23 protein-coding genes are annotated in these 23,898 nt (G+C 75.1%); 5 read left to right on the forward strand and 18 right to left on the reverse strand.

The genetic code is table 11. From position 1 onward, the window contains the following. Positions 1-189, forward strand: a 189-nt coding sequence (locus ACI79S_RS20050) for a hypothetical protein (RefSeq protein ID WP_456595204.1), incomplete at its 5' end; no start/stop codon positions are given. 159 nt (positions 190-348) lie between these two features. Here the strand turns inward: ACI79S_RS20050 and tyrS are convergent. The 10 genes from tyrS to ACI79S_RS20100 are packed head-to-tail and all read right to left on the reverse strand — an operon-like array spanning position 349 to position 10,496. After that, on the reverse strand, positions 349-1,644 hold the full coding sequence (gene tyrS, locus ACI79S_RS20055) for a tyrosine--tRNA ligase (protein WP_456595205.1): 1,296 nt from the start codon (positions 1,642-1,644) through the stop codon (positions 349-351). Continuing rightward, a complete protein-coding gene (locus ACI79S_RS20060; protein ID WP_456595206.1) occupies positions 1,641-2,294 on the reverse strand; it encodes a DNA-3-methyladenine glycosylase in 654 nt (217 codons plus the stop codon). The genes tyrS and ACI79S_RS20060 overlap by 4 nt, the downstream gene beginning before the upstream one ends. Positions 2,295-2,296: 2 nt before the next feature. Continuing rightward, positions 2,297-3,742 carry an argininosuccinate lyase gene (gene argH, locus ACI79S_RS20065; protein ID WP_456595207.1) on the reverse strand — a complete coding sequence of 482 codons (1,446 nt, stop codon included), beginning with the start codon at positions 3,740-3,742 and terminating at the stop codon, positions 2,297-2,299. Further along, positions 3,739-4,290 (reverse strand): arginine repressor, encoded by a 552-nt coding sequence (locus ACI79S_RS20070; RefSeq protein ID WP_456595208.1) that lies wholly within the window; start codon positions 4,288-4,290, stop codon positions 3,739-3,741. The genes argH and ACI79S_RS20070 overlap by 4 nt, the downstream gene beginning before the upstream one ends. Before the next feature lie 28 nt (positions 4,291-4,318). Next, positions 4,319-5,263 carry an ornithine carbamoyltransferase gene (gene argF / locus ACI79S_RS20075; protein ID WP_456595209.1) on the reverse strand — a complete coding sequence of 315 codons (945 nt, stop codon included), beginning with the start codon at positions 5,261-5,263 and terminating at the stop codon, positions 4,319-4,321. Then, positions 5,260-6,450, reverse strand: a complete 1,191-nt coding sequence (locus ACI79S_RS20080) for an acetylornithine transaminase (RefSeq protein ID WP_456595210.1) — start codon at positions 6,448-6,450, stop codon at positions 5,260-5,262. The genes argF and ACI79S_RS20080 overlap by 4 nt, the downstream gene beginning before the upstream one ends. Beyond that, complete coding sequence (gene argB, locus ACI79S_RS20085) at positions 6,447-7,466, reverse strand: acetylglutamate kinase (protein ID WP_456595211.1); 1,020 nt, start codon at positions 7,464-7,466, stop codon at positions 6,447-6,449. Before argB ends, ACI79S_RS20080 begins: the two co-directional genes overlap by 4 nt. Next, positions 7,463-8,614, reverse strand: coding sequence for a bifunctional glutamate N-acetyltransferase/amino-acid acetyltransferase ArgJ (argJ, locus tag ACI79S_RS20090; RefSeq protein WP_456595212.1), 1,152 nt, complete (start codon positions 8,612-8,614; stop codon positions 7,463-7,465). Before argJ ends, argB begins: the two co-directional genes overlap by 4 nt. Continuing rightward, complete coding sequence (gene argC, locus ACI79S_RS20095; RefSeq protein WP_456595213.1) at positions 8,611-9,651, reverse strand: N-acetyl-gamma-glutamyl-phosphate reductase; 1,041 nt, start codon at positions 9,649-9,651, stop codon at positions 8,611-8,613. The genes argJ and argC overlap by 4 nt, the downstream gene beginning before the upstream one ends. Positions 9,652-9,710: 59 nt before the next feature. After that, positions 9,711-10,496: an alpha/beta hydrolase gene (locus tag ACI79S_RS20100; RefSeq protein ID WP_456595214.1), complete on the reverse strand. Its 786-nt coding sequence runs from the start codon at positions 10,494-10,496 to the stop codon at positions 9,711-9,713. Between the two features lie 55 nt (positions 10,497-10,551). Here ACI79S_RS20100 and ACI79S_RS20105 point away from each other — a divergent pair, with 55 nt between their 5' ends. Continuing rightward, positions 10,552-11,400: a tryptophan 2,3-dioxygenase gene (locus tag ACI79S_RS20105; RefSeq protein WP_456595215.1), complete on the forward strand. Its 849-nt coding sequence runs from the start codon at positions 10,552-10,554 to the stop codon at positions 11,398-11,400. Between the two features lie 66 nt (positions 11,401-11,466). Continuing rightward, positions 11,467-12,681: a kynureninase gene (locus ACI79S_RS20110; protein WP_456595216.1), complete on the forward strand. Its 1,215-nt coding sequence runs from the start codon at positions 11,467-11,469 to the stop codon at positions 12,679-12,681. A 6-nt stretch (positions 12,682-12,687) separates the two neighbouring features. Here ACI79S_RS20110 and ACI79S_RS20115 read toward each other — a convergent pair whose 3' ends face one another. From ACI79S_RS20115 to pheS, 3 genes are read right to left on the reverse strand one after another with little or no spacing between them, the layout of a single operon-like run. After that, positions 12,688-13,491, reverse strand: coding sequence for an SDR family NAD(P)-dependent oxidoreductase (locus tag ACI79S_RS20115; RefSeq protein ID WP_456595217.1), 804 nt, complete (start codon positions 13,489-13,491; stop codon positions 12,688-12,690). Further along, positions 13,484-15,946 (reverse strand): phenylalanine--tRNA ligase subunit beta, encoded by a 2,463-nt coding sequence (pheT, locus tag ACI79S_RS20120; protein WP_456595218.1) that lies wholly within the window; start codon positions 15,944-15,946, stop codon positions 13,484-13,486. The genes ACI79S_RS20115 and pheT overlap by 8 nt, the downstream gene beginning before the upstream one ends. Further along, on the reverse strand, positions 15,943-17,010 hold the full coding sequence (gene pheS, locus ACI79S_RS20125; protein ID WP_456595219.1) for a phenylalanine--tRNA ligase subunit alpha: 1,068 nt from the start codon (positions 17,008-17,010) through the stop codon (positions 15,943-15,945). The genes pheT and pheS overlap by 4 nt, the downstream gene beginning before the upstream one ends. A 181-nt stretch (positions 17,011-17,191) precedes the next feature. On the opposite strand from pheS, the gene ACI79S_RS20130 reads away from it, so the two are divergent. Together ACI79S_RS20130 and ACI79S_RS20135 are read left to right on the forward strand one after the other, a co-directional pair. Beyond that, positions 17,192-18,034, forward strand: coding sequence for an EamA family transporter (locus ACI79S_RS20130; RefSeq protein ID WP_456595220.1), 843 nt, complete (start codon positions 17,192-17,194; stop codon positions 18,032-18,034). A gap of 69 nt (positions 18,035-18,103) precedes the next feature. Further along, positions 18,104-20,353, forward strand: a complete 2,250-nt coding sequence (locus ACI79S_RS20135; RefSeq protein WP_456595221.1) for an EAL domain-containing protein — start codon at positions 18,104-18,106, stop codon at positions 20,351-20,353. Between the two features lie 56 nt (positions 20,354-20,409). Here the strand turns inward: ACI79S_RS20135 and ACI79S_RS20140 are convergent, their stop codons facing one another. From ACI79S_RS20140 to infC, 5 genes are all read right to left on the reverse strand, one after another. Then, positions 20,410-21,069 carry a TetR/AcrR family transcriptional regulator gene (locus tag ACI79S_RS20140; RefSeq protein WP_456595222.1) on the reverse strand — a complete coding sequence of 220 codons (660 nt, stop codon included), beginning with the start codon at positions 21,067-21,069 and terminating at the stop codon, positions 20,410-20,412. Between the two features lie 144 nt (positions 21,070-21,213). After that, complete coding sequence (locus ACI79S_RS20145) at positions 21,214-22,026, reverse strand: TrmH family RNA methyltransferase (protein WP_456595223.1); 813 nt, start codon at positions 22,024-22,026, stop codon at positions 21,214-21,216. Between the two features lie 97 nt (positions 22,027-22,123). Then, on the reverse strand, positions 22,124-22,513 hold the full coding sequence (rplT, locus tag ACI79S_RS20150) for a 50S ribosomal protein L20 (RefSeq protein ID WP_135097047.1): 390 nt from the start codon (positions 22,511-22,513) through the stop codon (positions 22,124-22,126). A gap of 41 nt (positions 22,514-22,554) precedes the next feature. Further along, the gene (rpmI, locus tag ACI79S_RS20155) at positions 22,555-22,749 is read right to left on the reverse strand and encodes a 50S ribosomal protein L35 (RefSeq protein ID WP_456591040.1); all 195 of its coding nucleotides are present in this window, start codon (positions 22,747-22,749) and stop codon (positions 22,555-22,557) included. An 88-nt stretch (positions 22,750-22,837) separates the two neighbouring features. After that, the gene (gene infC / locus ACI79S_RS20160; protein WP_456562349.1) at positions 22,838-23,413 is read right to left on the reverse strand and encodes a translation initiation factor IF-3; all 576 of its coding nucleotides are present in this window, start codon (positions 23,411-23,413) and stop codon (positions 22,838-22,840) included. Positions 23,414-23,898: the final 485 nt, after the last annotated feature.

Below are 23,898 nucleotides of genomic sequence, written 5' to 3' on the forward strand. Positions count from 1 at the left end.
GAGCTGACACTCGCGATATCAATCAACCAAAGGAATCCCTGCCACAACCACAAGAGCCATGGCACGGGGTATTACTTGGCACTGACTTTCGGCACGCTGTTGAGTTCTCAAGGAGCGGACGCGCAAGAACTAGACCCTCGCGGGCTTCGTCCCTGGCTGGATGTCCAACTCTACGCCGGTTTCCAGTGACCCGCTACCCGGGCCCCGGTCCGGCGGCCCTTCCGGGCCGCGCGGCGCAGAGAGAAAGTTACGTGGCGGCGCGGGGCGTGTCAAACCCCGGTGCGGTGACGCCCGACACGCTGCCGTCACACGGCCGACGCCCGGTGTTCACGCCGGCACCCGGCACGCTCAGCCGGCCCTCCGGACGCCGGCGATGGAGCGGCGGCCACGCCGGAGGACGAGCCAGCCGCCGGGGAGCCAGTCGTCGGAGGTGGGGCGCGCCTCGGCGTCGGTGACCCGATCGTTGTTGAGGTATGCCCCGCCCTCCTTCACCGTGCGTCGCGCCTCCGACAACGAGGCCACCAGGCCGGTCTGCTGCAGCAGCTGGGCGATGGTCGGTACCTCGCCGTCGACGGTGACGCTGCCCGCCTCCTGCAGCGCCGCGGCCAGGGTGCCTTCGCCCAGGGACCGCAGGTCCTCCCGCCCGAACAACGCCCGGCCAGCCGCCTCGGCCTGGCGCAGCTCGTCCTCGCCGTGGACGAGGCGGGTCAGCTCCTCGGCGAGGGCCCGCTGCGGTGCCCTGCTGGCCGGTCGCTCCAGCGACTCCGCGAGCAGGGCCGCCACCTCCTCGGCCGGCCGCTCGCAGAACAGGGGCAACCAGGCCCGGGCATCGACGTCGTCGGCGTTCAACCAGAACTGGAAGAACGCGTAGGGCGTGGTCAGCGCCGGGTCGAGCCAGACGGCCCCGCCCTCGCTCTTGCCGAACTTCTGGCCGTCGGACTTGGTCACCAGCGGGGTGGTGAGGGCGTGCCCGGTGACGCCTTCCACGCGGCGGAGCAGGTCGGTGCCGGCGGTCAGGTTCCCCCACTGGTCCGAGCCGCCGCTCTGGAGCGTCACCCGGTGACGGCGGTACAGCTCCAGGAAGTCGTTGGCCTGCAGGAGCTGGTAGCTGAACTCGGTGAAGCTGATCCCGGCCTCGCTGTTGAGCCGGGCCGAGACGGCCTCCTTGGCCAGCATCCGGCCGACCCGGAAGTGCTTGCCGATGTCCCGCAGGAAGTCCAGGGCCGACAACTGACCGGTCCACTCGAGGTTGTCGACGTAGACCGGTCCTCGCAGCGACGGGTCTGCCTCGACGGGTTGCTCGAGGAAGGGCGCCACCTGGGCCCGGATCCGCTGGACCCAGCCGGCGACCGTCGTCCGGTCGTTGAGCTGGCGTTCGGCGGTCATCCGGGGGTCACCGATCAGGCCGGTGGCCCCGCCGACCAGGACCACCGGCTGGTGCCCGGCCCGCTGCAGGGCGCGCAGCACCATGAACTGCAGCAGGTGCCCGACGTGCAGGCTGGGTGCCGTCGGGTCGAAGCCGCAGTAGTAGCTCACCGGCCCCTCGGCGAGGTGTGCGCGCAGCGCGGCCTCGTCCGTGCTCTGGGCGATCAGCCCCCGGCGGTGCAGCTCGTCGATGACTGCGTGGGCGGAAGGCGTGGTCACGAGGGTCCATCCTGCCCGCCCCGCCCACGGCGGGGTCTGCCACCCGCCCGGAACGCGCTCACCGACGGTGCGCCGGTCTCCCAGAAGCGCCAGGGCAGCTCGGTCGCCACGCTGATGCCGACGCGCGGCCCGGCCGAGACCGTGGCCGGCGGCGTGCCCCGGTGCAGCCGGACGGGCGAGGACCGGTCGAGCAGGTCGGTGCCGAGATCGGCGCGCCCGATGCCCAGCGCCTGGGTCAGCCGCGCCGGCCCACCTGCCAGGTCGCGCGGACTGCGGGCCGCCGGGCGGCGGGCGCGGGCGAGCTCGTCCCCCGCCACGACCTCGCCCGCGCGCAGCAGCACCGCCGACCCCTCGCCCTCGCGACCCACGACCACGTTGGCGCACCAGTGCACCCCGTAGGAGAAGTACACGTACAGCCGTCCCGGCGGGCCGAACATGATCGCCGCCCGGGGCGTGGGGCCGCGGTGGGAGTGCGCCGCGGGATCCTCGCCGGACCCCGAGTACGCCTCCACCTCGGTCAGCCGCAGTGCGACGCTGCCCTCCGGCCGGTCGGTGACGAGCCAGCAGCCGAGCAGCGCCGGCGCCACGGCGTCCGGCGGCCCGAGCAGCTCCTCGGCCCGCACCAGCGGCCCCGGCACGGAGGACGGCACGCTCAGAGGGCCGCGGCCACGGGCGAGGACACCGCCCACTCGGCGTGCTGCCGCGCCGCCTCGGCCAGCTGCGCGAGCTGCCCCGCGACCCGTTCCGGCGCCGTGCCGCCCCGGGCCGACCGCGCCGCCAGCGCGCCCGGCACCGACAGCACCGAGCGGACGTCGGGGGTGAGGCGCGGGTCGATGCCGGCGAGCTGCTCGTCGTCCAGCTGGTCGAGCTCGAGACCGGCCTGTTCGCAGAAGGCCACCATCTCCCCCGAGATCTCGTGCGCCGACCGGAAGGGCACCCCCTGCCGGACGAGCCACTCCGCGACGTCGGTGGCCAGCGCGAAGCCCTGCGGCGCGGCAGCCTCCAGCACCTCGGGGCGAAGGGTCAGGGTCGCGACCATCCCGGTGACCGCCGGCAGCAGCAGGAGCAACTGCTCCATGGAGTCGAAGACCGGCTCCTTGTCCTCCTGCAGGTCCCGGTCGTAGGCCAGCGGCAGCCCCTTCAGCATCGTCAGCAGACCGGTCAGGTTGCCGACGAACCGGCCCGACTTGCCACGGGCCAGCTCGGCGATGTCGGGGTTCTTCTTCTGCGGCATGATCGACGACCCGGTGGCCCAGGCGTCGTCCAGGCGCGCCCAGCCGAACTCGGTCGACGTCCAGAGCACGACCTCCTCCCCCAGCCGGGAGAGGTGGACGCCGATGAGCGCGGCGGCGAAGCAGAACTCCGCGGCGAAGTCCCGGTCGCTCACGCCGTCGATCGAGTTGTCCGAGGCGCGGTCGAAGCCGAGCTCGGCGGCGACGGCGTCGGGGTCCAGCGGCAGCGAGGAGCCGGCCAGCGCGCCGGAACCGTAGGGGCTCACGGCAGCCCGCTTGTCCCAGTCCCGCAGCCGGTCGACGTCGCGGGCGAAGGCGTGCGCGTGCGCCAGCAACTGGTGGGCGAAGAGCACCGGCTGGGCGTGCTGCAGGTGCGTCATGCCGGGTGCAGCGACGTCCTGGTACCGCTCGGCCAGGCCGACCAGCGCGTACTCCAGCGAGGACAGCTCCCCCACCAGCGCGCGCACGGTGTGCCGCAGGTAGAGCCGCAGGTCGGTGGCGATCTGGTCGTTGCGGCTGCGGCCGGCCCGGAGCTTCCCCCCGAGCGCCCCCAGCTTCTCGGTGAGCCCGCGCTCGAGCGCCTCGTGCACGTCCTCGTCGGCCTCGACGGCGACGAACGTGCCCGCGGCGACCTCCGCCGACAGCTCGCGCAGCGCGCCGAGCATCTGCTCCAGCTCGTCGTCGGCGAGCAGCCCGGCGCGGTGCAGCACGCGGGCGTGCGCCCGGGAGCCGGCGAGGTCGAAGGGGGCGAGCTTCCAGTCGAAGTGGGTGGACTTGCTCAGGGCGGCCATCGCCGGCGACGGGCCACCACCGAAGCGCCCGCCCCAGAGCCGGGTGTGCGGGGCGGGGGCGGTCGGGTCGGTCACGGGGCGGTTCCTCCGGAGGGGTCGTCGGCGAGATCGCTGTGCAGCTCGGGGTAGACGGCGGGGGTGCGGGCGGCCATCGCGCGCAGCCGCTCGGCGAGCGCGGGGCCGCCGTCCGGATCGCGCGAGACCACCAGGAGAGTGTCGTCGCCGGCGATCGTGCCCAGCACGTCGGGGAGGCCCACCTTGTCCAGGGCGGAGGCCAGGAACTGCGCGGCCCCGGGCGGGGTGCGCAGCACCGCCAGGTTGGCGCTGCCCTCGGCTCCGGTGAGCAGGTCGGCGAGCAGGCGGGTGAGCCGGGCGGGCGCGGCCTGCGCGGGGCGCAGCGGCGCGTTCTCCGGCGGCAGCACGTAGGACGCCGGTGCGCCGTCGGAGCCGCGCAGCTTCACCGCGCCGAGCTCCTCCAGGTCGCGCGAGAGCGTGGCCTGGGTGACCTCGATGCCCGACTCCGCCAGCAGCACGGCCAGCTGGGTCTGCGAGGTGATCGCCCGCGCCTCGATCAGCTCGCGGATCCGTGCCTGCCGCGCCGAGCGGGTGAGGGCGGAGGTCACGCGCGCCCTCCGGGACGGACGGGCCCGGTCACGACCGCTCCAGCAGCCAGGCGAGGAGCGCCTTCTGGGCGTGCAGCCGGTTCTCCGCCTCGTCCCAGACCGCGCTCTGCGGTCCGTCGATCACCTCCGCGGCGATCTCCTTGCCGCGGTAGGCCGGGAGGCAGTGCAGGACGACGGCGTCGTCGGCGGCGCGGGCGAGCGCGGCGCCGTCCAGCGCGTAGGGCAGGAACGGGGCGACGCGCGTGTCGTACTCGTCCTCCTGCCCCATCGACACCCAGGTGTCGGTGACCAGCACGTCGGCGCCCTCCGCGGCCTGGGCGGCGTCGGCGGTCCAGGCCACCGAGCCGCCGGTCTCCGCCGCGATCTTCGCCGCGCGGTCGAGGACCGCCGGGTCCGGCCGGAACGACTCGGGTGAGGCGATCCGCACGTGCATGCCGGCGGTGGCGCCGCCGAGCAGGTAGGAGTGCGCCATGTTGTTGGCGCCGTCACCGAGGTAGGTCATCGAGCGCCCGGCCAGCGAGCCCTTGCGCTCGATCACCGTCTGCAGGTCGGCCAGGATCTGGCAGGGGTGGTACTCGTCGGTGAGCGCGTTGACCACGGGCACCCGGCTCACCGACGCCATCGCCTCGATGCGGTCCTGGCCGAAGGTCCGCCACACGATGGCGGCCGCCTGCCGGTCGAGCACGCGGGTGGTGTCCTCGATCGGCTCCCCGCGGCCGAGCTGGCTGCTCCCGGCGTCGATGACCAGCGGGTAGCCGCCGAGCTCGGCGACGCCGACGGAGAACGACACCCGGGTGCGGGTGGAGGGCTTGTCGAACAGCACCGCCACCGCCCGGGGCACCCCGCCCGCGGCGCGCAGCGGGGTGGGTGCCCCGGCGGTGTGCCGGGTGGCCTTGAGGGAGGCGGCCAGGGCGAGCACCTCGGCCTGCTCGGCCGGGGTGAGGTCGTCGTCCTTGAGGAAGTGCCGGGTCACTGGTGGTTCTCCATCGCGATGTCGAGAGCGGCGGGGAGCGCGGCCACGAAGGCGTCGACCTGCGCGTCGGAAAGGACCAGCGGCGGGGCGAGCCGGAGCACGCCCGGCGCGACGGCGTTGGTGAGGAACCCGGCGTTGCGCAGGTGCGCCTCCAGCGGGGCGGCGACGTCGGCGGTGAGGACGACGCCGAGCAGCGCGCCCCTCCCCCGGACCCCGCTGATGCCCGGGTGACCGAGGCCCTCGATGCCGGCGGTGAACCGGTGCTCGAGCTCCTTGGCCCGCTCCAGCAGCCCCTCCTCCCGGATGGTGTCGAGCACCGCCAGGGCGGCGGCGGCCGCGATCGGGTTGCCGCCGAAGGTGGAGCCGTGCGAGCCGGCGGTCAGCAGGTCGGCCGCCTCGCCGAACGCCAGCATTGCCCCGATCGGCAGGCCGCCGCCGAGCGCCTTGGCCAGCGTGACGACGTCGGGGTGCAGGCCGTCGGACTGGTGCGCGAACCACGAGCCGGTGCGGCCGATGCCGGTCTGCACCTCGTCGACGGCGAACAGCGCGCCCACCCCGGACGCCGCCGACGCGGCGGCGGCGAGGTAGCCGGCCGGTGCGGGCAGCACGCCGCCCTCGCCCAGCATCGGCTCCAGCAGCACCATCGCCGTCGCCTCGGAGACCGTCGCGGCCAGCGCCTCGGCGTCGCCGTAGGGCACGTAGGAGACCCCGCCGGGCAGCGGCGCGAACGCGGCGGCCTTCGACGGCTGACCGGTCAGCGCCAGGGCGCCCATGGTCCGGCCGTGGAAGGCGCCCTCGGCGGTGATGACCTGCGGGCGGCCGGTGAGCCGGCTGATCTTGAAGGCGGCCTCGTTGGCCTCGGCGCCGGAGTTGCAGAAGAACACCCGCCCGGGCCGGCCGGCCAGCTCCAGCAGCCGCTCGGCGAGCTGGATCCCCGGTTCGTGCATGGCCAGGTTGGAGACGTGGCCCAGCTTCGCCGCCTGGGTGGTGATCGCCTCGACCACCTTGGGGTGCGCGTGGCCGAGGATCGTCGTCGCGATGCCGCCGAGCAGGTCGGTGTACTCGCGGCCGTCGACGTCCCAGACCTGCGCTCCGGCGCCGTGGTCGAGCGCGACCGGGGGCGCCTTGTAGTTGTTCATCATCACCGCCGACCAGCGGCGGGCCAGCTCCTCGGTGTGCGTCGTCATGCTGTGCCCTCCTTCTGGTCCCTCGCCGGGACGACCATCGTCCCGGTGCCTTCGGTGGTGAACGTCTCCAGGAGCAGGGCGTGCGGCGTCCGGCCGTCGACGACGGTCGCCCGCTTCACCCCGCCCTCGACCGCGCGCAGGCAGGCGGCCATCTTCGGGATCATCCCGGCGTCCAGCGTGGGCAGGATCTCGGCCAGCTCGCGGGCGTCGATCTGCTGGACCAGCGAGTCGCGGTCGGGCCAGTCGGCGTACAGGCCCTCGACGTCGGTGAGCACCACGAGCTTGACCGCGCCCAGCGCCGCGGCCAGCGCCGCCGCCGCGGTGTCGGCGTTGACGTTGTGCACGACGCCGCCGGCATCCGGGGCGACGCTGGCCACCACCGGGATGTGGCCGGCGTCGAGCAGCGCAGTGACCGGGGTGGTGTCGACCGCGACGACGTCACCGACCAGCCCGACGTCGACCGGCTCGCCGTTCACCACGGCGGTGGTCCGCCGCGCCGTGAACAGCCCGCCGTCCTCGCCGGAGAGGTGCACCGCCATCGGGCCGTGCTGGTTGATCAGCCCGACGATGTCGGGGCCCACCTGGCCGGTCAGCACCATGCGGACGACGTCGATCGTCTCCGGCGTGGTCACCCGCAGCCCGCCGCGGAACTCGCTGGAGATGCCGAGCTTGGCCAGCATGGCGCTGATCTGCGGGCCGCCGCCGTGCACGACCACGGGGAGGATGCCGCAGGTCCGCAGGAAGACCATGTCCTCGGCGAAGGCCCGGCGGCACTCGTCGTCGACCATCGCGTGGCCGCCGTACTTGATGACGACGACGTTGCCGTGGAACTCCTTGAGCCACGGCAACGCCCCGGTGAGGACGGCGACCTTGGCGGCGTCGCCCTCGGGGTCCTTCTTCCGCATGACGCGGCGGGTGCCGACGGTCCGCGGCAGCCGCGGCGGCGGGACCGGCTCGTCGATCCGGACGTCGGGGGGTGTCGGGTCCTGGGGTGCGGGGTCCTGGTGCTCGCTCATGTGGAGTAGGCCGAGTTCTCGTGCACGTAGGCGATGGACAGGTCGTTGGTCCAGATGGTGGCCTGCTCGGCGCCGGCGCGGAGGTCGACGTCGATGGTGATCTCCCGGCCGGTGAGGTCGACGCCCTCGCGGGGATCGCCGATCGCGCCGCCCCGGCAGACGGTCACGCCGTTGATGGTGACGTCGACCCGGTCGGGCTCGAAGGCGGCGTCGGTGGTGCCGATCGCCGCGAGCACCCGGCCCCAGTTGGGGTCGTTGCCGAACAGCGCGGTCTTGAGCAGGTTGTTGCGCGCGCAGGCCCGGCCGGCGGTGAGCGCGTCCTCCACCGTCGCGGCGTTGCGGACGGTGATCGCGATGTCCTTGGTCGAGCCCTCGGCGTCGGCCAGGAGCTGCATCGCGAGGTCGGTGCACGCGGCGGTGAGCGCCTCGGTGAGCTCCGCCTCGGTGGGGGTGGCCCCGCTCGCGCCGTTGGCCAGGGCGATCACGGTGTCGTTGGTGGACAGGCAGCCGTCGGAGTCCACGCGTTCGAAGCTGACGGCGGTCGCCGCCTTGAGCGCCCGCTGCAGGACGTCGGGGTCGGCGGCCGCGTCGGTGGTCAGCACGACGAGCATCGTGGCCAGGCTCGGGGCGAGCATGCCGGCGCCCTTGGCCATCCCGCCGACGGTCCAGCCACCCTGCTCCTGCGCCGTCGTCTTGGGCACGCTGTCGGTGGTCATGATCGCCCGGGCGGCGTCGGCCCCGCCGTCCTCCGTCAGACCCTTCACCGCGGCGGTGACGCCGGCGGTCAGCTTCGCCATGGGCAGCCGGACCCCGATGAGGCCGGTGCTGGCGACCGCGACGTCGATCGCGCCGATGTCCAGCTGCGTGGCGGCGTGCTCGGCGGTGGCGTGGGTGTCCTGGAAGCCCTCCGGCCCGGTGCAGGCGTTGGCGCCGCCGGAGTTGAGGACGACGGCCCGGCAGCGCCCGCCGGACAGCACCTGGCGGCTCCACAGCACGGGCGCGGCCGGGAAGCGGTTCGTCGTGAAGACGGCGGCCGCGGCGTCGTCCGGGCCGGTGTTGAGGACGACGGCGACGTCGGGGTCGCCGCTGGACTTGAGCCCGGCGGCCACGCCGGCGGCCGAGAAGCCCTTCGGTGCTGTGCAGCTCATGGCGCTACTCCTACGACCGGCAGGCCGGTGGTCTCGGGCAGGCCCAGGGCGAGGTTGGCGCACTGGATCGCCGCTCCCCCGGTGCCCTTGGTGAGGTTGTCGACGGCCGCGACCACGACCAGCCGGTTCGCGTCGGCGTCCACGGCCAGCTGCAGGGCGACGGTGTTGGCGCCGAGCACCTGCGCGGTGGTCGGCCACTGGCCCTCGGGCAGCAGGTGGACGAACGGCTCGTCGGCGTAGGCCTGCTCGTACGCCGCACGCGCGGCGGCCGCGTCGGCGCCGGGCGTGAGCGGGGCCGAGCAGGTGGCGAGGATGCCCCGGCTCATCGGCACCAGGGTCGGCGTGAAGCTGACGCCCACCGGCGCACCGGCGGCCTGCGAGAGGCCCTGGATCATCTCCGGCGTGTGCCGGTGGGCTCCCCCGACGCCGTAGGCGCTCGCCGCGCCCATGACCTCGCTGCCGAGCAGGTGCGGCTTGGGCGACTTGCCGGCGCCGCTGGTGCCGCTCGCGGCGACCACGACGACGTCGGGCTCGACCAGGCCGGCGGCCAGCGCCGGGGCCAGCGCGAGGGTGACCGAGGTCGGGTAGCAGCCGGGGACGGCGATCCGTGTCGCGCCGGTCAGCTCCTCCCGCTGCCCGGGCAGCTCGGGCAGGCCGTAGGGCCAGGTGCCGGCGTGCACGCCGCCGTACCAGCGGGCCCAGGCGGCGGGGTCGTTCAGCCGGTGGTCGGCGCCGCAGTCGATGACCAGTGTCTCCGCCGCCAGCTGGTCGGCGATCGCCGCCGACTCGCCGTGCGGCAGCGCCAGGACGACGACGTCGTAGCCGGTGAGGGCCGCCGCGTCGCTGGGCTGGACGACCATGTCGGCGAACGGGAGGAGGTGGGGCTGCAGCTCACCCAGGCGTCGGCCGGCGCTCGAGTTGGCGTGCACCCCGGCCAGCCGGAGGTTCGGGTGCCCGGCCAGCAGCCGGCACACCTCACCCCCCGCGTACCCGGTGGCGCCGGTGACCCCGACCGTCCACGTCTGCGCTGCGCTCACGATGCATGACCATACACGGCCATGCATGACCGTTCATGGGGGTTTGCCGGCCCGGGGCGTCAGATGGCGGTGCCGACGTCGTCGAGCGCCCCCAGCACCGCCGGCCAGGCGGCGCTGCGCGGATCGACCACCGCGAAGTGGCCGGCCGGCACGGTGGTGAGCGCCGCGGCCGGGTGGCGCCGGGCGTAGGACTCGGCGACCTCCGGCGGGACGATGCGGTCGCCCGTCCCGTGCACGATGCGCACCCGGCCACGGGGCGCGGGCAGCCGGACGGGGTCCAGGTCGGGCCGTGCCGCGGCGTCACCGCCCAGGAAGGACGTGACCGCATCCCCGTCCAGGCCCAGGACCTGAGCCCGCTGCAGGTCCGCGACCGGCGCGAGCGCCACGACGCCGGCCGGGGTGTGCGGGGGCGCGACCGTGGCGGCAGCCAGCAGCGCGAGGTGCCCGCCGGCGGAGTGCCCGGTGAGGACGACGCGCCGGCCGGGTGGACCGGGGAGCTCCTCGGCACGGGCCGCCCAGCGCACCGCCGTGTCCACGTCCCCGACGGTGAGGTCGGGCCGGCCGGGCACGCGCCGGTACTCCGGGCTCACCGTCGTCCACCCGGCGGCGGCCAGCGCCTCGGTCATCGGCCGCAGGTGCACGCGGTCGTACGCCGGCCGCCAGAAGCCGCCGTGGAGCACCACCAGCAGCGGCCGGTCGCCCCCGGCCGACCGGCCGAAGCGGACGTCGGCCACCTGGTCCGGGTCGCGGCCGTAGGTCAGGACCGCATCGGGTGCGGAGGCCGGCCGGGTGAGGACCGACCGGTCCTCCGGTCCGGCGCCTGCCCGGCCGCGCGGGCTCGTCATGCGGTAGTACTACCGGACGGCGCAGTGCGTCACCGGGTCCGGGAGGAGCGGCGTCATGGCGATCGAGGACGGGGTCCGGCCGCTCGAGGAGGGCGTGCAGACCGACTTCAGCGCCCGGATGAGCTACGGGGGCTACCTCGGGCTGGACACCCTGCTGTCGGTGCAGCGACCGATCAGCGACCACCACGACGAGCCGCTGTTCATCATCCAGCACCAGACCACCGAGCTGTGGCTCAAGCTGGCGCTGCACGAGCTGCGCGCGGTCCGCGTGAACTTCGACCGCGACGACGTCCAGCACGCGCGCAAGGGGCTGGCGCGGGTCAAGCACATCCTGCGCACCATCACCGAGCAGTGGTCGGTCCTGGCGACCCTGACCCCCAGCGAGTACGCCGAGTTCCGCGGCGTGCTGGGCAACTCCTCGGGCTTCCAGTCCTACCAGTACCGCGCCGTCGAGTTCCTGCTCGGCAACAAGAACGAGCGCCTGCTCGCCGTCTTCGCCGCCGACCCGGGCGCCCAGGAACTGCTCACCGAGCTGCTGGACTCACCGACGGTCTACGACGCCTTCCTGCGGTTCCTGGCCCGCCGGGGGCACCCCGTGCCGGAGGAGGTGCTGCACCGCGACGTCCGGCAGGCGTGGGTCGAGCACCCGGCGCTGCTGCCGGTGTACCGGAGGATCTACGGGGACACCGAGGCGCACTGGGCGGAGTACGCCACCTGCGAGGACCTGGTGGACCTCGAGGACGGCGTCCAGCTCTGGCGGTTCCGGCACCTGCGCACCGTCCAGCGCACCATCGGGTTCGCCACGGGCACCGGGGGCAGCTCGGGCGTGGACTTCCTCCGGCGCGCCCTGGACCTCACCTTCTTCCCGGAGCTGTACACGGTCCGGTCGGGGATCGGCGCCTGATCCCGTGACCGCTGCCGCCATGGGTCACGAGCCACCGCCCGACGTGCTGGAGCTGCTACCGGCCGGGTGGCCGCGCGGGCGGCCGAGCTCGACCGACGCGACCCGCTGGCCGCGCTGCGGGACGAGTTCGTCCTCCCCGAGGGCGTGGTCGCCTACCTGGACGGCAACTCGCTCGGCCGCCCGCTGGAGGTCACCCGCGACCGGCTCGCCCGCTTCGTCGACGGGGAGTGGGGTGAGCGGCTCATCCGGGCGTGGGACGAGCGCTGGATGGACCGCCCCACGGCCGTGGGCGATGCCATCGGCCGGGTCGTGCTCGGCGCGGCGCCGGGGCAGACGGTCGTCGGCGACTCGACCACGGTCATGCTCTACAAGCTGCTCCGGGCGGCGCTGGACGCCCGCCCCGACCGGGCGGAGATCGTCGCCGACACCGAGAACTTCCCGACCGACCGGTTCGTCCTCGACCGGGTCGCCGCGGAGACCGGCCGCACCGTCCGCTGGATCGAGCCCGACCCGGCGACGGGCGTGCAGCCGGGGGAGGTGTCGGCGCTGCTCGGCGACGACACGGCGCTGGTCCTGCTCAGCCACGTCGCCTACAAATCCGCCTACATCGCCGACCTGCCGGCCATCACGGCGGCTGCCCACGAGGCCGGGGCGCTGGTGCTGTGGGACCTCTGCCACTCCGCGGGCGCGGTCGACGTGCGGCTGGACGCCGACGAGGTCGACCTGGCCGTGGGCTGCAGCTACAAGTTCCTGAACGGCGGTCCGGGCGCGCCGGCCTTCGGCTACGTGGCCCGGCGGCTGCAGGGCGAGCTGGTGCAGCCGATCACCGGGTGGATGGGCGCCGCCGACCCGTTCGCGATGGGGCCGGACTACGTGCCGGCGGCCGGCATGCGCCGGTTCCTCAGCGGCACGCCGCCGATCCTCGGCATGATCCCGGTCGAGGACATGCTGGCGCTGATCGAGCGGGTGGGGATGCCGGCCGTCCGGGCCAAGTCGGTCGAGCTGACGGAGTTCGCGATCGCCGTCGCCGACGAGGTCCTGTCCCCGCTCGGCGTGGTGGTCGCCTCGCCGCGGGAAGCCGACCGCCGGGGCGCGCACGTGACCCTGGAGCACGACGCGATGCAGAGGGTCGTGGCGGAGCTGTGGCGGCGGGGGGTGATCCCGGACTTCCGGCGGCCGCGTGGGCTGCGCGTCGGCCTCTCCCCGCTGAGCACCAGCTTCACCGAGCTCGCCACCGCGCTGGCGCACGTGCGGCAGATCCTCGGCGACCCGGCCGGCTGACGCGGGTCAGGCCACCGGGTCGCCGTCGCCGTAGGGGCGCAGCCGCAGCTGCCGCGCGGCGTCCTCCGGGGTCACCGAGCCGACGACGTCGAGGTCGTCGGCGCCCACGCGCAGGAACCGGCCCGACCACTGGTCCAGCTCGCCGGCCGCGATCGCCGCGACCAGCTCGACCACCTTCTCGGGCGGGGTCCAGTCCTCGTAGCCCTGCCACATGCGCATCGACCGGGTCATCGGGGTGTCCACGACGCCCGGTGACACGTCGAAGGCCCGCACGTCGGTGCCCTCCAGGGCGCCGGCCAGGGCCTCGGTCATCCGCATGAGGCCGGTCTTGGCCACCGAGTAGGCGGAGTACTCCGGCCGCGCCCGCACGCTCATCCCGCTGGCGATGTCCACCACCCGCCCGCGGTTGCGCAGCACCATCCACGGCACGACGGTCCGCGTCAGCAGGAAGCCGCCCTTGATGTGGCTGGCGACGACGTCCCACCACTGGTCGGGGTCGGCCTCCCAGAGCGGCACCTCGAGCTCGTCGATCAGCCCGGCGTTGTTGACCAGCAGCTCGATCGGGCCCAGCTCCTCGCGGACCCGGCCCACCGCCTCCTCCACCGACGCCCGGTCGGTGACGTCGGCGGCCACGGCGAGGGTCCGGGCACCGGTGGCCTCGGCGACCTCGGCCATGGCGGTGCGCAGCCGGTCCTCGGTGCGGGCCATCCCGGCCACGGCCATGCCGCGCGCGGCCAGGCCCTCGACCAGGTGCCGCCCGATCCCGGTGGACGCCCCCGTGACCAGCGCGACGCCCGACAGCTCAGCCACGGAGCTGCGCTCCGTTCGCGACCACGGCGGCGGCGACGGCGGCGTCGAACGCCACCCGGGCCTCGTCGCTGGTCAGCGTCCGGTCCGGCGCGCGGAAGGTCAGGGAGTACGCCAGCGACTTCTGCCCCTCGGGCACCGAGCTGCCGGTGTAGACGTCGAACAACCGCAGGTCCTCCAGCAGCTCGCCGGCCCCTCCCCGCAGCGCCCAGCGGACCCGGTCCTCCGGCTCGCGCTCCGGCACGAGCAGCGCCAGGTCCATGCGGACCGGCGGGAAGGTGGAGATCGACCGCGCCTGCGGCACGGCCGGCACGGGCAGCGCGTCGGCGTCGAGCTCCATCGCCGACGTGCGGGCCGGCAGCCCCAGCGCCTCGCAGACCTTGGGGTGCAGCTCGCCGGCGTACCCGACGACCCGGTCACCGACGAGCAGCGCGGCGCACCGGCCCGGGTGCCACGGCGCCCGCTCCGCCTGCTCGACGGCGAGCTCGGCGCCGGCCGCCTCGGCCACGGTGCGGGCGGCCTGCACGGCGTCGGCCCACTCGGCCGGCCGGCCCGGGCCCCACCAGCCGCGGGGCTCGCGCTGCCCGGTGAGGACGACGGCGACGTGCCACGGCTGCGCCGGCACGGCACCCAGCAGGGCGGCCAGCGTCGCGTCGTCCGGGCGGCGGTCGGCGCCGGGCAGCGGGGCGGCGGCGCCGCTCCCCCCGGGGAAGACCGAGCCGTGCTCGAAGAGGGCGACGTCGCGGAGCCCGCGGGCCAGGTTGCGGCCGAGGGCGGCGAGCAGCCCGGGCAGCAGGGTGGTCCGCAGCGCCGGGGCCTCCTCCGACAGCGGGTTGCGCACGGTGATCATCCGTCGGCGGTCGTCGTCGGCGGGCAGGCCGAGCGCGTCGAGCTGCGCCGTCCCCACGAAGGGGAACGCGGGGGCCTCCACGTACCCGGCGTCGGCCAGCGCCCGGCCGATGCTGCGCCGCCGGCGCTGCCGCTCGGTGAGCCCGCCGCCCGGCGGGGCGGTGGGCAGGATCGAGGGGATCTCGTCGAACCCGCGGAAGCGCACGACCTCCTCCACCAGGTCGGCCGGCTCCTGCAGGTCACCGCGCCACGACGGCGGGGTGACGCACAGCGCGTCCCCGTCGCCGGCCACCTCGGCGCCGACGGCGGTGAGCACCTCGAGCACCTGGGCCCGGGTGTAGGGGACGCCGGCGATCCGGCCGGGCAGCCCGGCGTCCAGCGCGACGGCCTCGCGCGGTGCGCGGGTGTCGACGTCCACCGGCGCGCCGACGACCCGGGCACCACCGTGCTCGACGAGCAACGCTGCGGCCCGGGCCAGGGCCACGACGGTGACCTCGGGATCGGTGCCGCGCTCGAAGCGCTTGCCGGCCTCGCTGGGCAGCCGGTGCCGGCGCACCCCGCGCGAGATGCCGTTCTGCTCCCAGTGCGCGGCCTCCAGCAGCACCGCGGTGGTGGCGTCGCCGATCTCGGTGGACGCCCCACCCATGACGCCGGCCAGGCCGATGGGGCCGGACCCGTCGGTGATGAGCAGGTCGTCGTCGGTGAGCGCGCGGTCGGCGCCGTCCAGGGTGGTGAGCCGCTCCCCCGCCGTCGCCCGGCGGACCGTGATCGGCCCGGTGACGGTGGCGCGGTCGAAGGCGTGCATCGGCTGCCCGAGCTCGAGCATCACGTAGTTGGTGACGTCGACGGCGAGCGAGATGCTGCGGATCCCGCACTGGGCCAGCCGGCGCCGCAACGGCCAGGGGCTGGGCGCGGCCGGGTCCAGGTCCTCCAGGGCGAGCATGGAGAAGCGGTCGCACCGGTCGGGGTCGGCGACGGTGACCTGCCACGCGGGCGCCCCGGACCAGTCGGGCAGCGGCAGGTCGGCCGGGTCGCGCCAGGTCACGCCCAGCACGCCAGCCAGGTCGCGGGCGATGCCGCGCAGCGACATCGCGTAGCCGCGGTCCGGCGTCACCTCGAGGTCGAAGACGACGTCGTCCAGGCCGAGGACGTCGGCGGCGGGGGTACCCGGCTCGTAGCCCTCCTGCCCCAGCACGAGGATCCCCGCGTGGTCCTCGCCGATGCCCAGTTCGCGGACCGAGCAGATCATCCCGTCGGAGACGTGGTCGTAGGTCTTCCGCGCCGCGATGGCGAAGTCCCCGGGCAGCACGGCGCCCGGGAGCGCGGCCACCACGAGATCGCCGACGGCGAAGTTCCGGGCGCCGCAGACGATGCCCCGCGGCTCCGCCTCTCCGACCTCCACCTGCGTGTACCGGATCGGCTTCTTGAAGCCGGTGAGCTCCTCGATCTCCAGCACCCGGCCGACCACGAGCGGGCCGGTGGTCACCGGCGGGCGGACGACGTCCTCCACCTCGAAGCCGAGCCGCACGAAGGCGGCGTCGAGCTCCTCGACGGTGATGCCCGCCGGGAGGTCGACGAGCTCGGACAGCCAGCTGACGGGGACCTTCACTGCTCAACTCCGAACGGCAGGGTGAAGCGGACGTCGGCCTCGGCGATGTCGTGCATGTCCGACACCGCGGAGCGGAACTGCAGCGCCCGCTCGATGCCCATGCCGAACGCGAACCCGGTGTACTCGTCGGGGTCGACGCCGCAGGCCCGCAGCACCCGGGGGTTCACCATCCCGCAGCCGCCCCACTCGACCCACTGCGGGCCGTCGCGGTGCTCGGGGAACCAGACGTCGAACTCCGCCGAGGGCTCGGTGAACGGGAAGAAGTGCGGCCGCCACCGGGTGCGCGCTCCCGCGCCGAACAGCTGGCGGGCCAGGTGGTCCAGGGTGCCGCGCAGGTGGGCCATGGTGAGCCCGCGGTCCACGGCCAGGCCCTCGACCTGGTGGAAGACCGGCAGGTGCGTCGCGTCCAGCTCGTCGGTGCGGTACACCCGCCCCGGCGCGACGACGTAGATCGGTGGCTGCCGGTCGAGCATGGTGCGCGCCTGGACGGGGCTGGTGTGCGTGCGCAGCACCAGCCCGGAGTCCTCGGGGGCGACGAAGAACGTGTCCGACAGCCACCGGGCCGGGTGGTCCGGGCCGAAGTTCAGCGCGTCGAAGTTCAGCCACTCCGCCTCGAGCTCCGGCCCCTCGGCGACCTCGTACCCCATCCCGACGAAGATGTCGGCGATCCGGTCGACCAGCGTGGTCAGCGGGTGCCGGGCGCCGCGCGGCGTGCGGTCCCACGGCAGCGTGACGTCGACCCGCTCCTCGGCCAGCACGCGGGCGTCGCGCTCGGCCTCCAGCTCGGCCTTGCGCGCCTCGTAGGCCTCGGTCACCGCGACCCGAGCGGCGTTCACCCGCTTGCCGGCGTCGCTGCGCGCGGCCGGGGGCAGCGCGCCCAGCTCGCGGCGGGCGAGCAGCACCGGTGCGCGGTCGCCGAGGTGCGCCGGGCGGACGGCGGCCAGGGCCTCCAGGTCCGCGGCCGCCGCGAACGCCCCGAGCGCGGAGCGCACCGCCTCGTCGAGGGCCTCGGGCGAGAGGGCGGCGACCTGCTTGGGGTCGTAGGGATCGTTGGCGCCAGACACGGGACGCCATTCTGCCCGGCGACCGCCCCCGCGCGCGCCCGGGTTCGGGTGCGAGGATCGGCTCCGCGTCGCCGACGCCGCATCCTGGCTCACCGCACGGGGTCCTGGCTCACGGTCGACGCTGAGCCAGGACCCCTGTTGATCAGGTGACCTGATCACCAGGGAGCTTCCGGAGGTGTGCGTGGCGGTCGTGCTCGCGTTGGCGTCCGCGGTCGTCTACGGCGCCGCCGACTTCCTGGGTGGGCTCGCCAGCCGCCGGGCGTCGGTCTCCGCCGTCGTCGCGGTGTCCCAGACCGCCGGCCTGCTGGCGCTGGTGGCGCTGCTTCCCTGGCTCGGCGGGCCGGTCACCGCGGCCGACCTGGCCTGGGGCGCCGCCGCCGGGCTGGCCGGCGCCGGTGGCCTGCTGCTCTTCTTCCGCGCGCTGGCCCGCGGGGTGATGAGCGTGATCGCCCCCGTCACCGCGCTCACCGCCGCCGCCGTCCCGGTGCTGGTCGGCGTGCTGTCCGGCGAGCGCATCGGCAGCTGGGCGACGGCGGGCATCGTGCTCGCCCTGGCCGCGGTCGTCCTGGTCTCGGCCGAGAGCGGGCTGCGTGCGCTGCGCGGTGCCCGCCCCGCCAGCCTCGGACCCGCACTGGTCGCGGGAACGGCGTTCGGCTTGTTCTTCGTGCTGCTGGACCGCACCTCCGCCGACGCCGGCCTCACCCCGCTCGTCGCCGCCCGGCTCGCCTCGGTGGCCCTGGTGGTCGGGGTCGCGCTGGCCACGCGGCAGTCGCTGCGGCCGGGCCGGGCGGCGCTCCCGCTGGTGCTGGTCTCCGGGCTCGGCGACATGACGGCCAACGCGCTGTTCCTGCTGGCCACCCAGCAGGGCGGGCCGCTGGCCATCACCGGCGTCCTCGCCTCGCTGTACCCGGTCAGCACCGTCCTGCTGGCCCAGCTCGTGCTGCGCGAGCGGCTCGTGCCGGCCCAGCTGACCGGGCTGGGCACCGCCGCGGCCGCCGTCGTCCTCATCACCCTGCCCGGCTGACCTCCCCCTTCGGGGGATGGTGCGTGGTCCCGGCTCCGGTCCGGGCACCCGCCGGCCGATCCCCCGTGCGTGGACCCCGTGCGCCCCGAGCCCGACGCTGCCCTGACCGCGGCCCTCCGCCCCGGCGGGGTGCGCAGCGTCTTCCAGCCGATCGTGGAGCTCGACACCGGCGCGGTCGTCGCCTACGAGGCCCTCGCGCGCGGACCCGAGGGGCCGCTGCAGCGACCGGACGCGCTCTTCGGCGCCGCCCGCGAGGCAGGCGTGCTCGCCGAGCTGGACGCCGCCTGCCGGGTGGCCGCCTTCGCCGGCGCGGTCGGGCACGGGCTGCCGGCTCCGCTGGCCCTCTTCGTCAACGTGGAGCCCGAGGTCCTCGACACCGCCCCGCTGGACGAGCTGCTGGCGATCGCCGGCTCCGCCCCCGGCGGCCTCCGGGTGGTTCTGGAGATCACCGAGCGCGCGCTCGCCGCCCGGCCGGCCGAACTGCTGCGCACGGTCGCCCGGGTGCGGGAGCTGGGGTGGGGCCTGGCCCTGGACGACGTGGGCGCCGAGGCGATGTCGCTGGCGTTCATGCCGATCCTGCGTCCCGACGTGGTGAAGCTGGACCTGCGGCTGGTGCAGGAACGCCCCGGCCCGGACATCGCGCAGATCATGAACGCGGTCAACGCCTACGCGCAGGCGACCGGGGCCGCGGTGCTCGCCGAGGGGATCGAGAACGACGCCCACCTGGCGATGGCCCGGGCGCTCGGCGCCACCCTCGGCCAGGGCTGGCTGTTCGGCCGCCCCACCCCGGAGCCCGCCTGCGAGCGCCCTCTCGGATCGCTGCCGGCACCGGTCGAGGCCCCCGGCTCCGACCCCGAGCCCGGCTCGCCGTTCGCCTGCCTGCCCGCGGGGACGGCGCTGCGCCGGGCCCCGAAGGCGCTGCTCATCGAGCTCAGCAAGCAGCTCGAGCGGGAGGCGCTGCGCCTCGGCGAGACCTGCGTGGTCGCCGCGACCTTCCAGGAGGCCCGGCACTTCACCCCGTCGACGACGCAGCGGTACCGCGACCTGGTGGAGCGCACCGGGTTCGTGGCCGCGCTCGGCGAGGGGCTCCCCGCCGAGCCGCTGCCCGGTCTGCGCGGGACCGACCTGGCCGGGGACGACCCGGTGCGCGGCGAGTGGGACGTCGTCGTCCTGGCCCCGCACTTCGCCGTGGCCCTGCTGGCCCGGGACCTCGGCGCGCCCGGCCCGGACCTGCAGCGGGAGTTCGAGTACGCCCTGACCTACGACCGCGACGTCGCCGTCCGCGCCGCGCGCAGCCTGCTCGGCCGGGTCGCGCCCCGCGCCGGCCGGACGCTCCCCGCCGCACCGGCCCACCCCGCGGCCCGGCCCGGCTCCCCGGCGGCCCCGGGGCTGGACCTGCTCGGCGACGCCGGTCTGGTGCGGCGCGCCCTGGAGGCCACGCCCAGCGGCGTGTGCCTCGTCGACGTCCGCCTGCCCGACCAGCCGCTCGTGTACGTGAACCCGGCCTTCGAGCGGCTCGCCGGGGTGCCGCGGGAGGAGCTGCTCGGGCGCAACTGCCGCTTCCTGCAGGGCCCCGACACCGACCCCGGCGCGCTGGCCCGCATCCGGGCGGCGATCGCCGCCGGCGCGGGGTGTCGCGAGGTGCTGGTGAACCTCCGCGGCCCCGAGCGCACCCCCTGGTACAACGAGCTCCACCTGGCGCCCGTCACCGACGCGTCCGGTGTCGTGGTCCACTACATCGGCGTCCAGGTCGACGTCACCGAGCGGGTGCTGGCCCGACGGGCACTGGAGCAGGAGCGCGACCGGGCCCGCGGGTACCTGGCCCGGATCGAGGAGCTGGCGGTCACCGACCCGCTGACCGGGCTGGCCACCCGCCGGCACGTGCAGGAGCAGACCGAGACCGCGCTGTGGAACGCGCGCTGCGCGGGCGACGCCGTGGCGCTGGTCGTCGTCGCGGTCGACGGGCTCGCCTCGATCGAGGACCGCTACGGTCCGGCCGCCGCCGAGGAGCTGCTGACCGCCACGGGGCAGCGGCTGCGCGGCCGGCTGCGACGGGGCGACCTCGTCGCGCGCTGGGCCCGCGACTCCTTCGTGGTGGTGCTGCCCGGCCTCGCGGCCGGCAGCGCGGTCCAGGAGGCCGCTCGGGTCCGCGCCTCGCTGGCGGAGGCCGCCGGCGGCCCGGTGGTGCTCGACGGCAGGCCCGTGGTGGCCGCGGTGAGCACCGGTGCCGGCTGCTACCCCGCCGACGCCGAGGACGTCACCGGGCTGCTGTCGGTCGCCGAGCGCGCGGCCGGGCGGCTGCCGGTCGCGCCGCGCTGACGCGGCGCACGGCCCCCTCCCCCGGCGACCGGGGCGGCCTCCTCGGCCACGGCCGCTCAGCCGCGCGGCGGGAGCAGCGTGCCCAGGCCGCCGTCGGCGAGTTCGGTGAGCTGGTCGACCAGGTCGGCGGCGGACACCGTCCGGGCCCCCGACCACCAGTGCGTGGCCAGCTGGACCATGCCCACGATGCCGTATGCCCAGGTCATCGCGCCGTCGGCCGGGCGGCCGGCCTCGGTGAGCCGGGCGGCCAGCTGGCCGCCCAGGGCGGTGGCGACGGCGTGCTCGGTGGCCGCGACGAGGTCGGCCCGCCCCGCGCGCCCGGCCTGGGCGTAGGCGAAGCGGTAGAGCGCGGGCTCGTCCTCGATCAGCGACACGAAGGCGGCGATCACCGTCCGCAGCTGGGCCCGGTCGTCGGCGCGGCCGGTGGTCAGCTCGCCCAGCAGGCGGGGCAGCAGGATGGCCTGGGAGATGCGCTCCAGGACGGCGTCGATCAGCTCCTCCTTGTCGCTGAAGTACCGGTAGATCACCGTCTTCGACACCCCCGCGCTGCGCGCGACGTCGTCGACGGAGAAGTCCGGACCGGCCAGGCGGACGGCCTCGACAGCTGCCCCGACGAGGTCCTCCCGGCGCGCCCGCCGGTGCTCGGTCCACCGCGAGCGGCGCCCGTCCGTCGGAGGGATCGCCGGCGCATCGGCGACCTGGTGCACGTGTTCCACGGTGACAGCTACCTTCCCTCGCGGCCCTGCTCGACGTACCGGGGAGCGCCGGCCTGCAGCCATCATCCCTCCGTCCCGGGCCGTGCGGGGTACCAGCACGTGCCGGTCGACCGCGACGCGCCGTCCACCCGGCGGCCCGGCTCCCTACGCGGCCGCGGTCGAGGCCGGCTGGGCCAGCTGCGTGGTGTAGAGGCAGATCGCGGCAGCCGCGGCCAGGTTCAGGCTCTCGGCCCGGCCCCGCATCGGGATGCGGACCCGCGCGTCGGCCAGTTCCGCCAGCTCCGTGGGCACGCCGCGGGCCTCGTTGCCGAACAGCCAGAGCACCGGCCCGGCCAGCCGGCCGTCGGCGGCGAGCCCCGGCAGCTCCACCTCTCCCCCGCCGTCGGCCGCCAGCACGGTCACGCCGGCGCCGCGGACCGCCGGCAGCAGCTCACCCAGCGGCGCGCCGCGGACGACGTCGACGTGGAACAGGCTGCCCGCGCTCGACCGCACCGCCTTGCCGCCGTAGGGGTCGGCCGAGCCCGCGCCGAAGACCACCGCGCCCGCCCCGCAGGCGTCCGCCGTCCGCAGCACGGTGCCGGCGTTGCCGGGGTCGGCCAGCTCGGCGAGCGCGACCGCGAGCCGCGGCGGCGCCGTCGTCAGCGTCTCGGCGGGGACGTCGCGCAGCGCGCACACGGCCACCAGCCCCTGCGGCGTCACCGTCTCCGACAGCCCCGCGGCCGCCTTCTCGGTGACCAGCCGCACCGGGACCGGGGCGGCGGCGAGCAGCTCGGCGTAGGCGTCGGCCGCGGCCTCGGTGGCGAACACCTCCCGCACCCCGGCCGGGTGGGCCAGCGCCTCGACCACCGCCTGCCGCCCCTCGGCGAGGAAGACGCCGGCGGCGTCCCGGCCGGCGCGACGGGTCAGCTTGCGAGCGGCGGCGATCCTCGCGGAGCGCTCGGTGAGCAGCTCGGTCACGCGTTCTCCCTCCTGCCGAGAGGAACAGACACCGACGCCGCCGGCGCCGACCGCGGAGGGCCGGTCACCGACGGCGTCGGGATGTCGTGCTGCCGGATCAGGCGGCCTGGGTGCCGGTCGCCTCGGGGTTCGCGGCGAGCGCGGCCCGCGAGCTCTCCACCAGGGCGGCGAAGGCGGCGGGCTCGTTCACGGCCAGCTCGGCGAGGACGCGACGGTCCAGCTCGATGCCGGCGAGCTTCAGCCCCTGCATGAACCGGTTGTAGGTCATGTCGTTGAGGCGGGCCGCGGCGTTGATCCGGGTGATCCACAGCTTGCGGAAGTCACCCTTGCGCGCCTTGCGGTCGCGGTAGCTGTAGGTCGCCGAGTGGAGGATCTGCTCCTTGGCCTTGCGGTACAGCCGCGACCGCTGGCCCCGGTAACCGCTGGCGGCCTCGAGGGTCGTCCGGCGCTTCTTCTGGGCGTTGACCGCCCGCTTCACGCGTGCCACGGAAGTGCTCCTGTCTTTCTAAAGGTCGGTGGAGGGGACGCTCAGATGCCCAGGAGCTTCTTGAGGTTCTTGGCGTCGGCCGGGGAGACGACCTGGTCCTGGTCGAGCCGGCGCTTGCGGGTCCCGGACTTGTGCTCGAACTTGTGCTGGTTGTTCGCCTGCTCGCGCATGAGCTTCCCGGTGCCCGTGATGCGCACCCGCTTGGCGGTGCCCTTGTGGGTCTTCTGCTTCGGCATGTCCTCGGTCCCTGTCGTCTGGTGTCGGTGCGCGCGGCGGCACGGAGCCGCCGCGGGCACCGGCCGTCTTCGGTGGTGCTGGTGCCGGTCAGGCGCTGGGCGCCTGCTCCTCGGCCTGCTCGCCCTTGGGGCGACGCTTCTCCTGCGCCGTCTGCGCGCCCTTGTGCGGGGCGATCACCATGACCATGTTCCGGCCGTCCTGCTTCGGGTTGGACTCGACGACGCCCAGCTCGCTGACGTCGGCGGCCAGCCGCTGGAGCAGGCGGTAGCCCATCTCCGGGCGCGACTGCTCGCGGCCTCGGAACATCACGGTGATCTTGACCTTGTCGCCGCCCTTGAGGAAGCGCTCGACGTGGCCCTTCTTGGTCTCGTAGTCGTGCGGGTCGATCTTCAGGCGCAGCCGCATCTCCTTGATGACGGTGAGCGCCTGGTTCCGCCGGGCCTCGCGGGCCTTCTGGGCGGACTCGTACTTGAACTTCCCGTAGTCCATGAGCTTGGCGACGGGCGGCCGGGCCATGGGAGCGACCTCGACCAGGTCGAGCTCGGAGTCCTGTGCCAGGCGCAGCGCCTCGCCGATCGACACGATGCCGACCTGCTCGCCCTCGGGACCGACCAGGCGGACCTCGGGGACACGGATGCGGTCGTTGATGCGGGGCTCGGTGATGGCCTCTCCTTACGCTGCTGCGTGGGAGGAGTCGCTGGCCCATCCGGGCGCCGACGGACAGAAGGCCCCGTGAGCGTCTGCTCACGGGGCCCACTCGCCGGTGGCCCACGACCGGTGCGGGTCATGGGCACGCGATCACCGACCGGTGGCCGGTGCTCGCGATCCGGGACCTGGGCGCCTGGAGGGCGTCAGGTGGGAGCGGGCTCCTCTTGGATCAGCGGCCCTGGGCAGGGCCGCTGGGTGGTTCGCGCGCCTCGATGTAGCGGGGAGGCTCGCCCATGCTACAGCGTCCCCGAGCCCGTGGTCATTCCCCCCTGCGGCGACGTGCTGGACCGGCCTGGCGACGCGTGGGAGGGAGGTCCTTCCTCACTGGAGGACCCTCGACGGGCCGGTGACTGACTGAGAAGGTCACTGGCGCACCCCGGGTCCCCACCGGATCACTGCCAGCCTGCCTTGCTGGAGGTCACAGCCAGACTGAGTTCTGC

This window comes from Blastococcus sp. SYSU DS1024, from assembly GCF_054050795.1.

What these genes read in the sequence shown, in the direction of transcription:
- argJ (WP_456595212.1), bottom strand. Translation starts at nt 8,614, where the DNA reads ATGAGCTGCACAGCACCGAAGGGCTTCTCGGCCGCCGGCGTGGCCGCC.
- argB (WP_456595211.1), bottom strand. Translation starts at nt 7,466, where the DNA reads ATGAGCGAGCACCAGGACCCCGCACCCCAGGACCCGACACCCCCCGAC.
- ACI79S_RS20100 (WP_456595214.1), bottom strand. Translation starts at nt 10,496, where the DNA reads ATGACGAGCCCGCGCGGCCGGGCAGGCGCCGGACCGGAGGACCGGTCG.
- ACI79S_RS20105 (WP_456595215.1), top strand. Translation starts at nt 10,552, where the DNA reads ATGGCGATCGAGGACGGGGTCCGGCCGCTCGAGGAGGGCGTGCAGACC.
- ACI79S_RS20080 (WP_456595210.1), bottom strand. Translation starts at nt 6,450, where the DNA reads ATGACGACGCACACCGAGGAGCTGGCCCGCCGCTGGTCGGCGGTGATG.
- rpmI (WP_456591040.1), bottom strand. Translation starts at nt 22,749, where the DNA reads ATGCCGAAGCAGAAGACCCACAAGGGCACCGCCAAGCGGGTGCGCATC.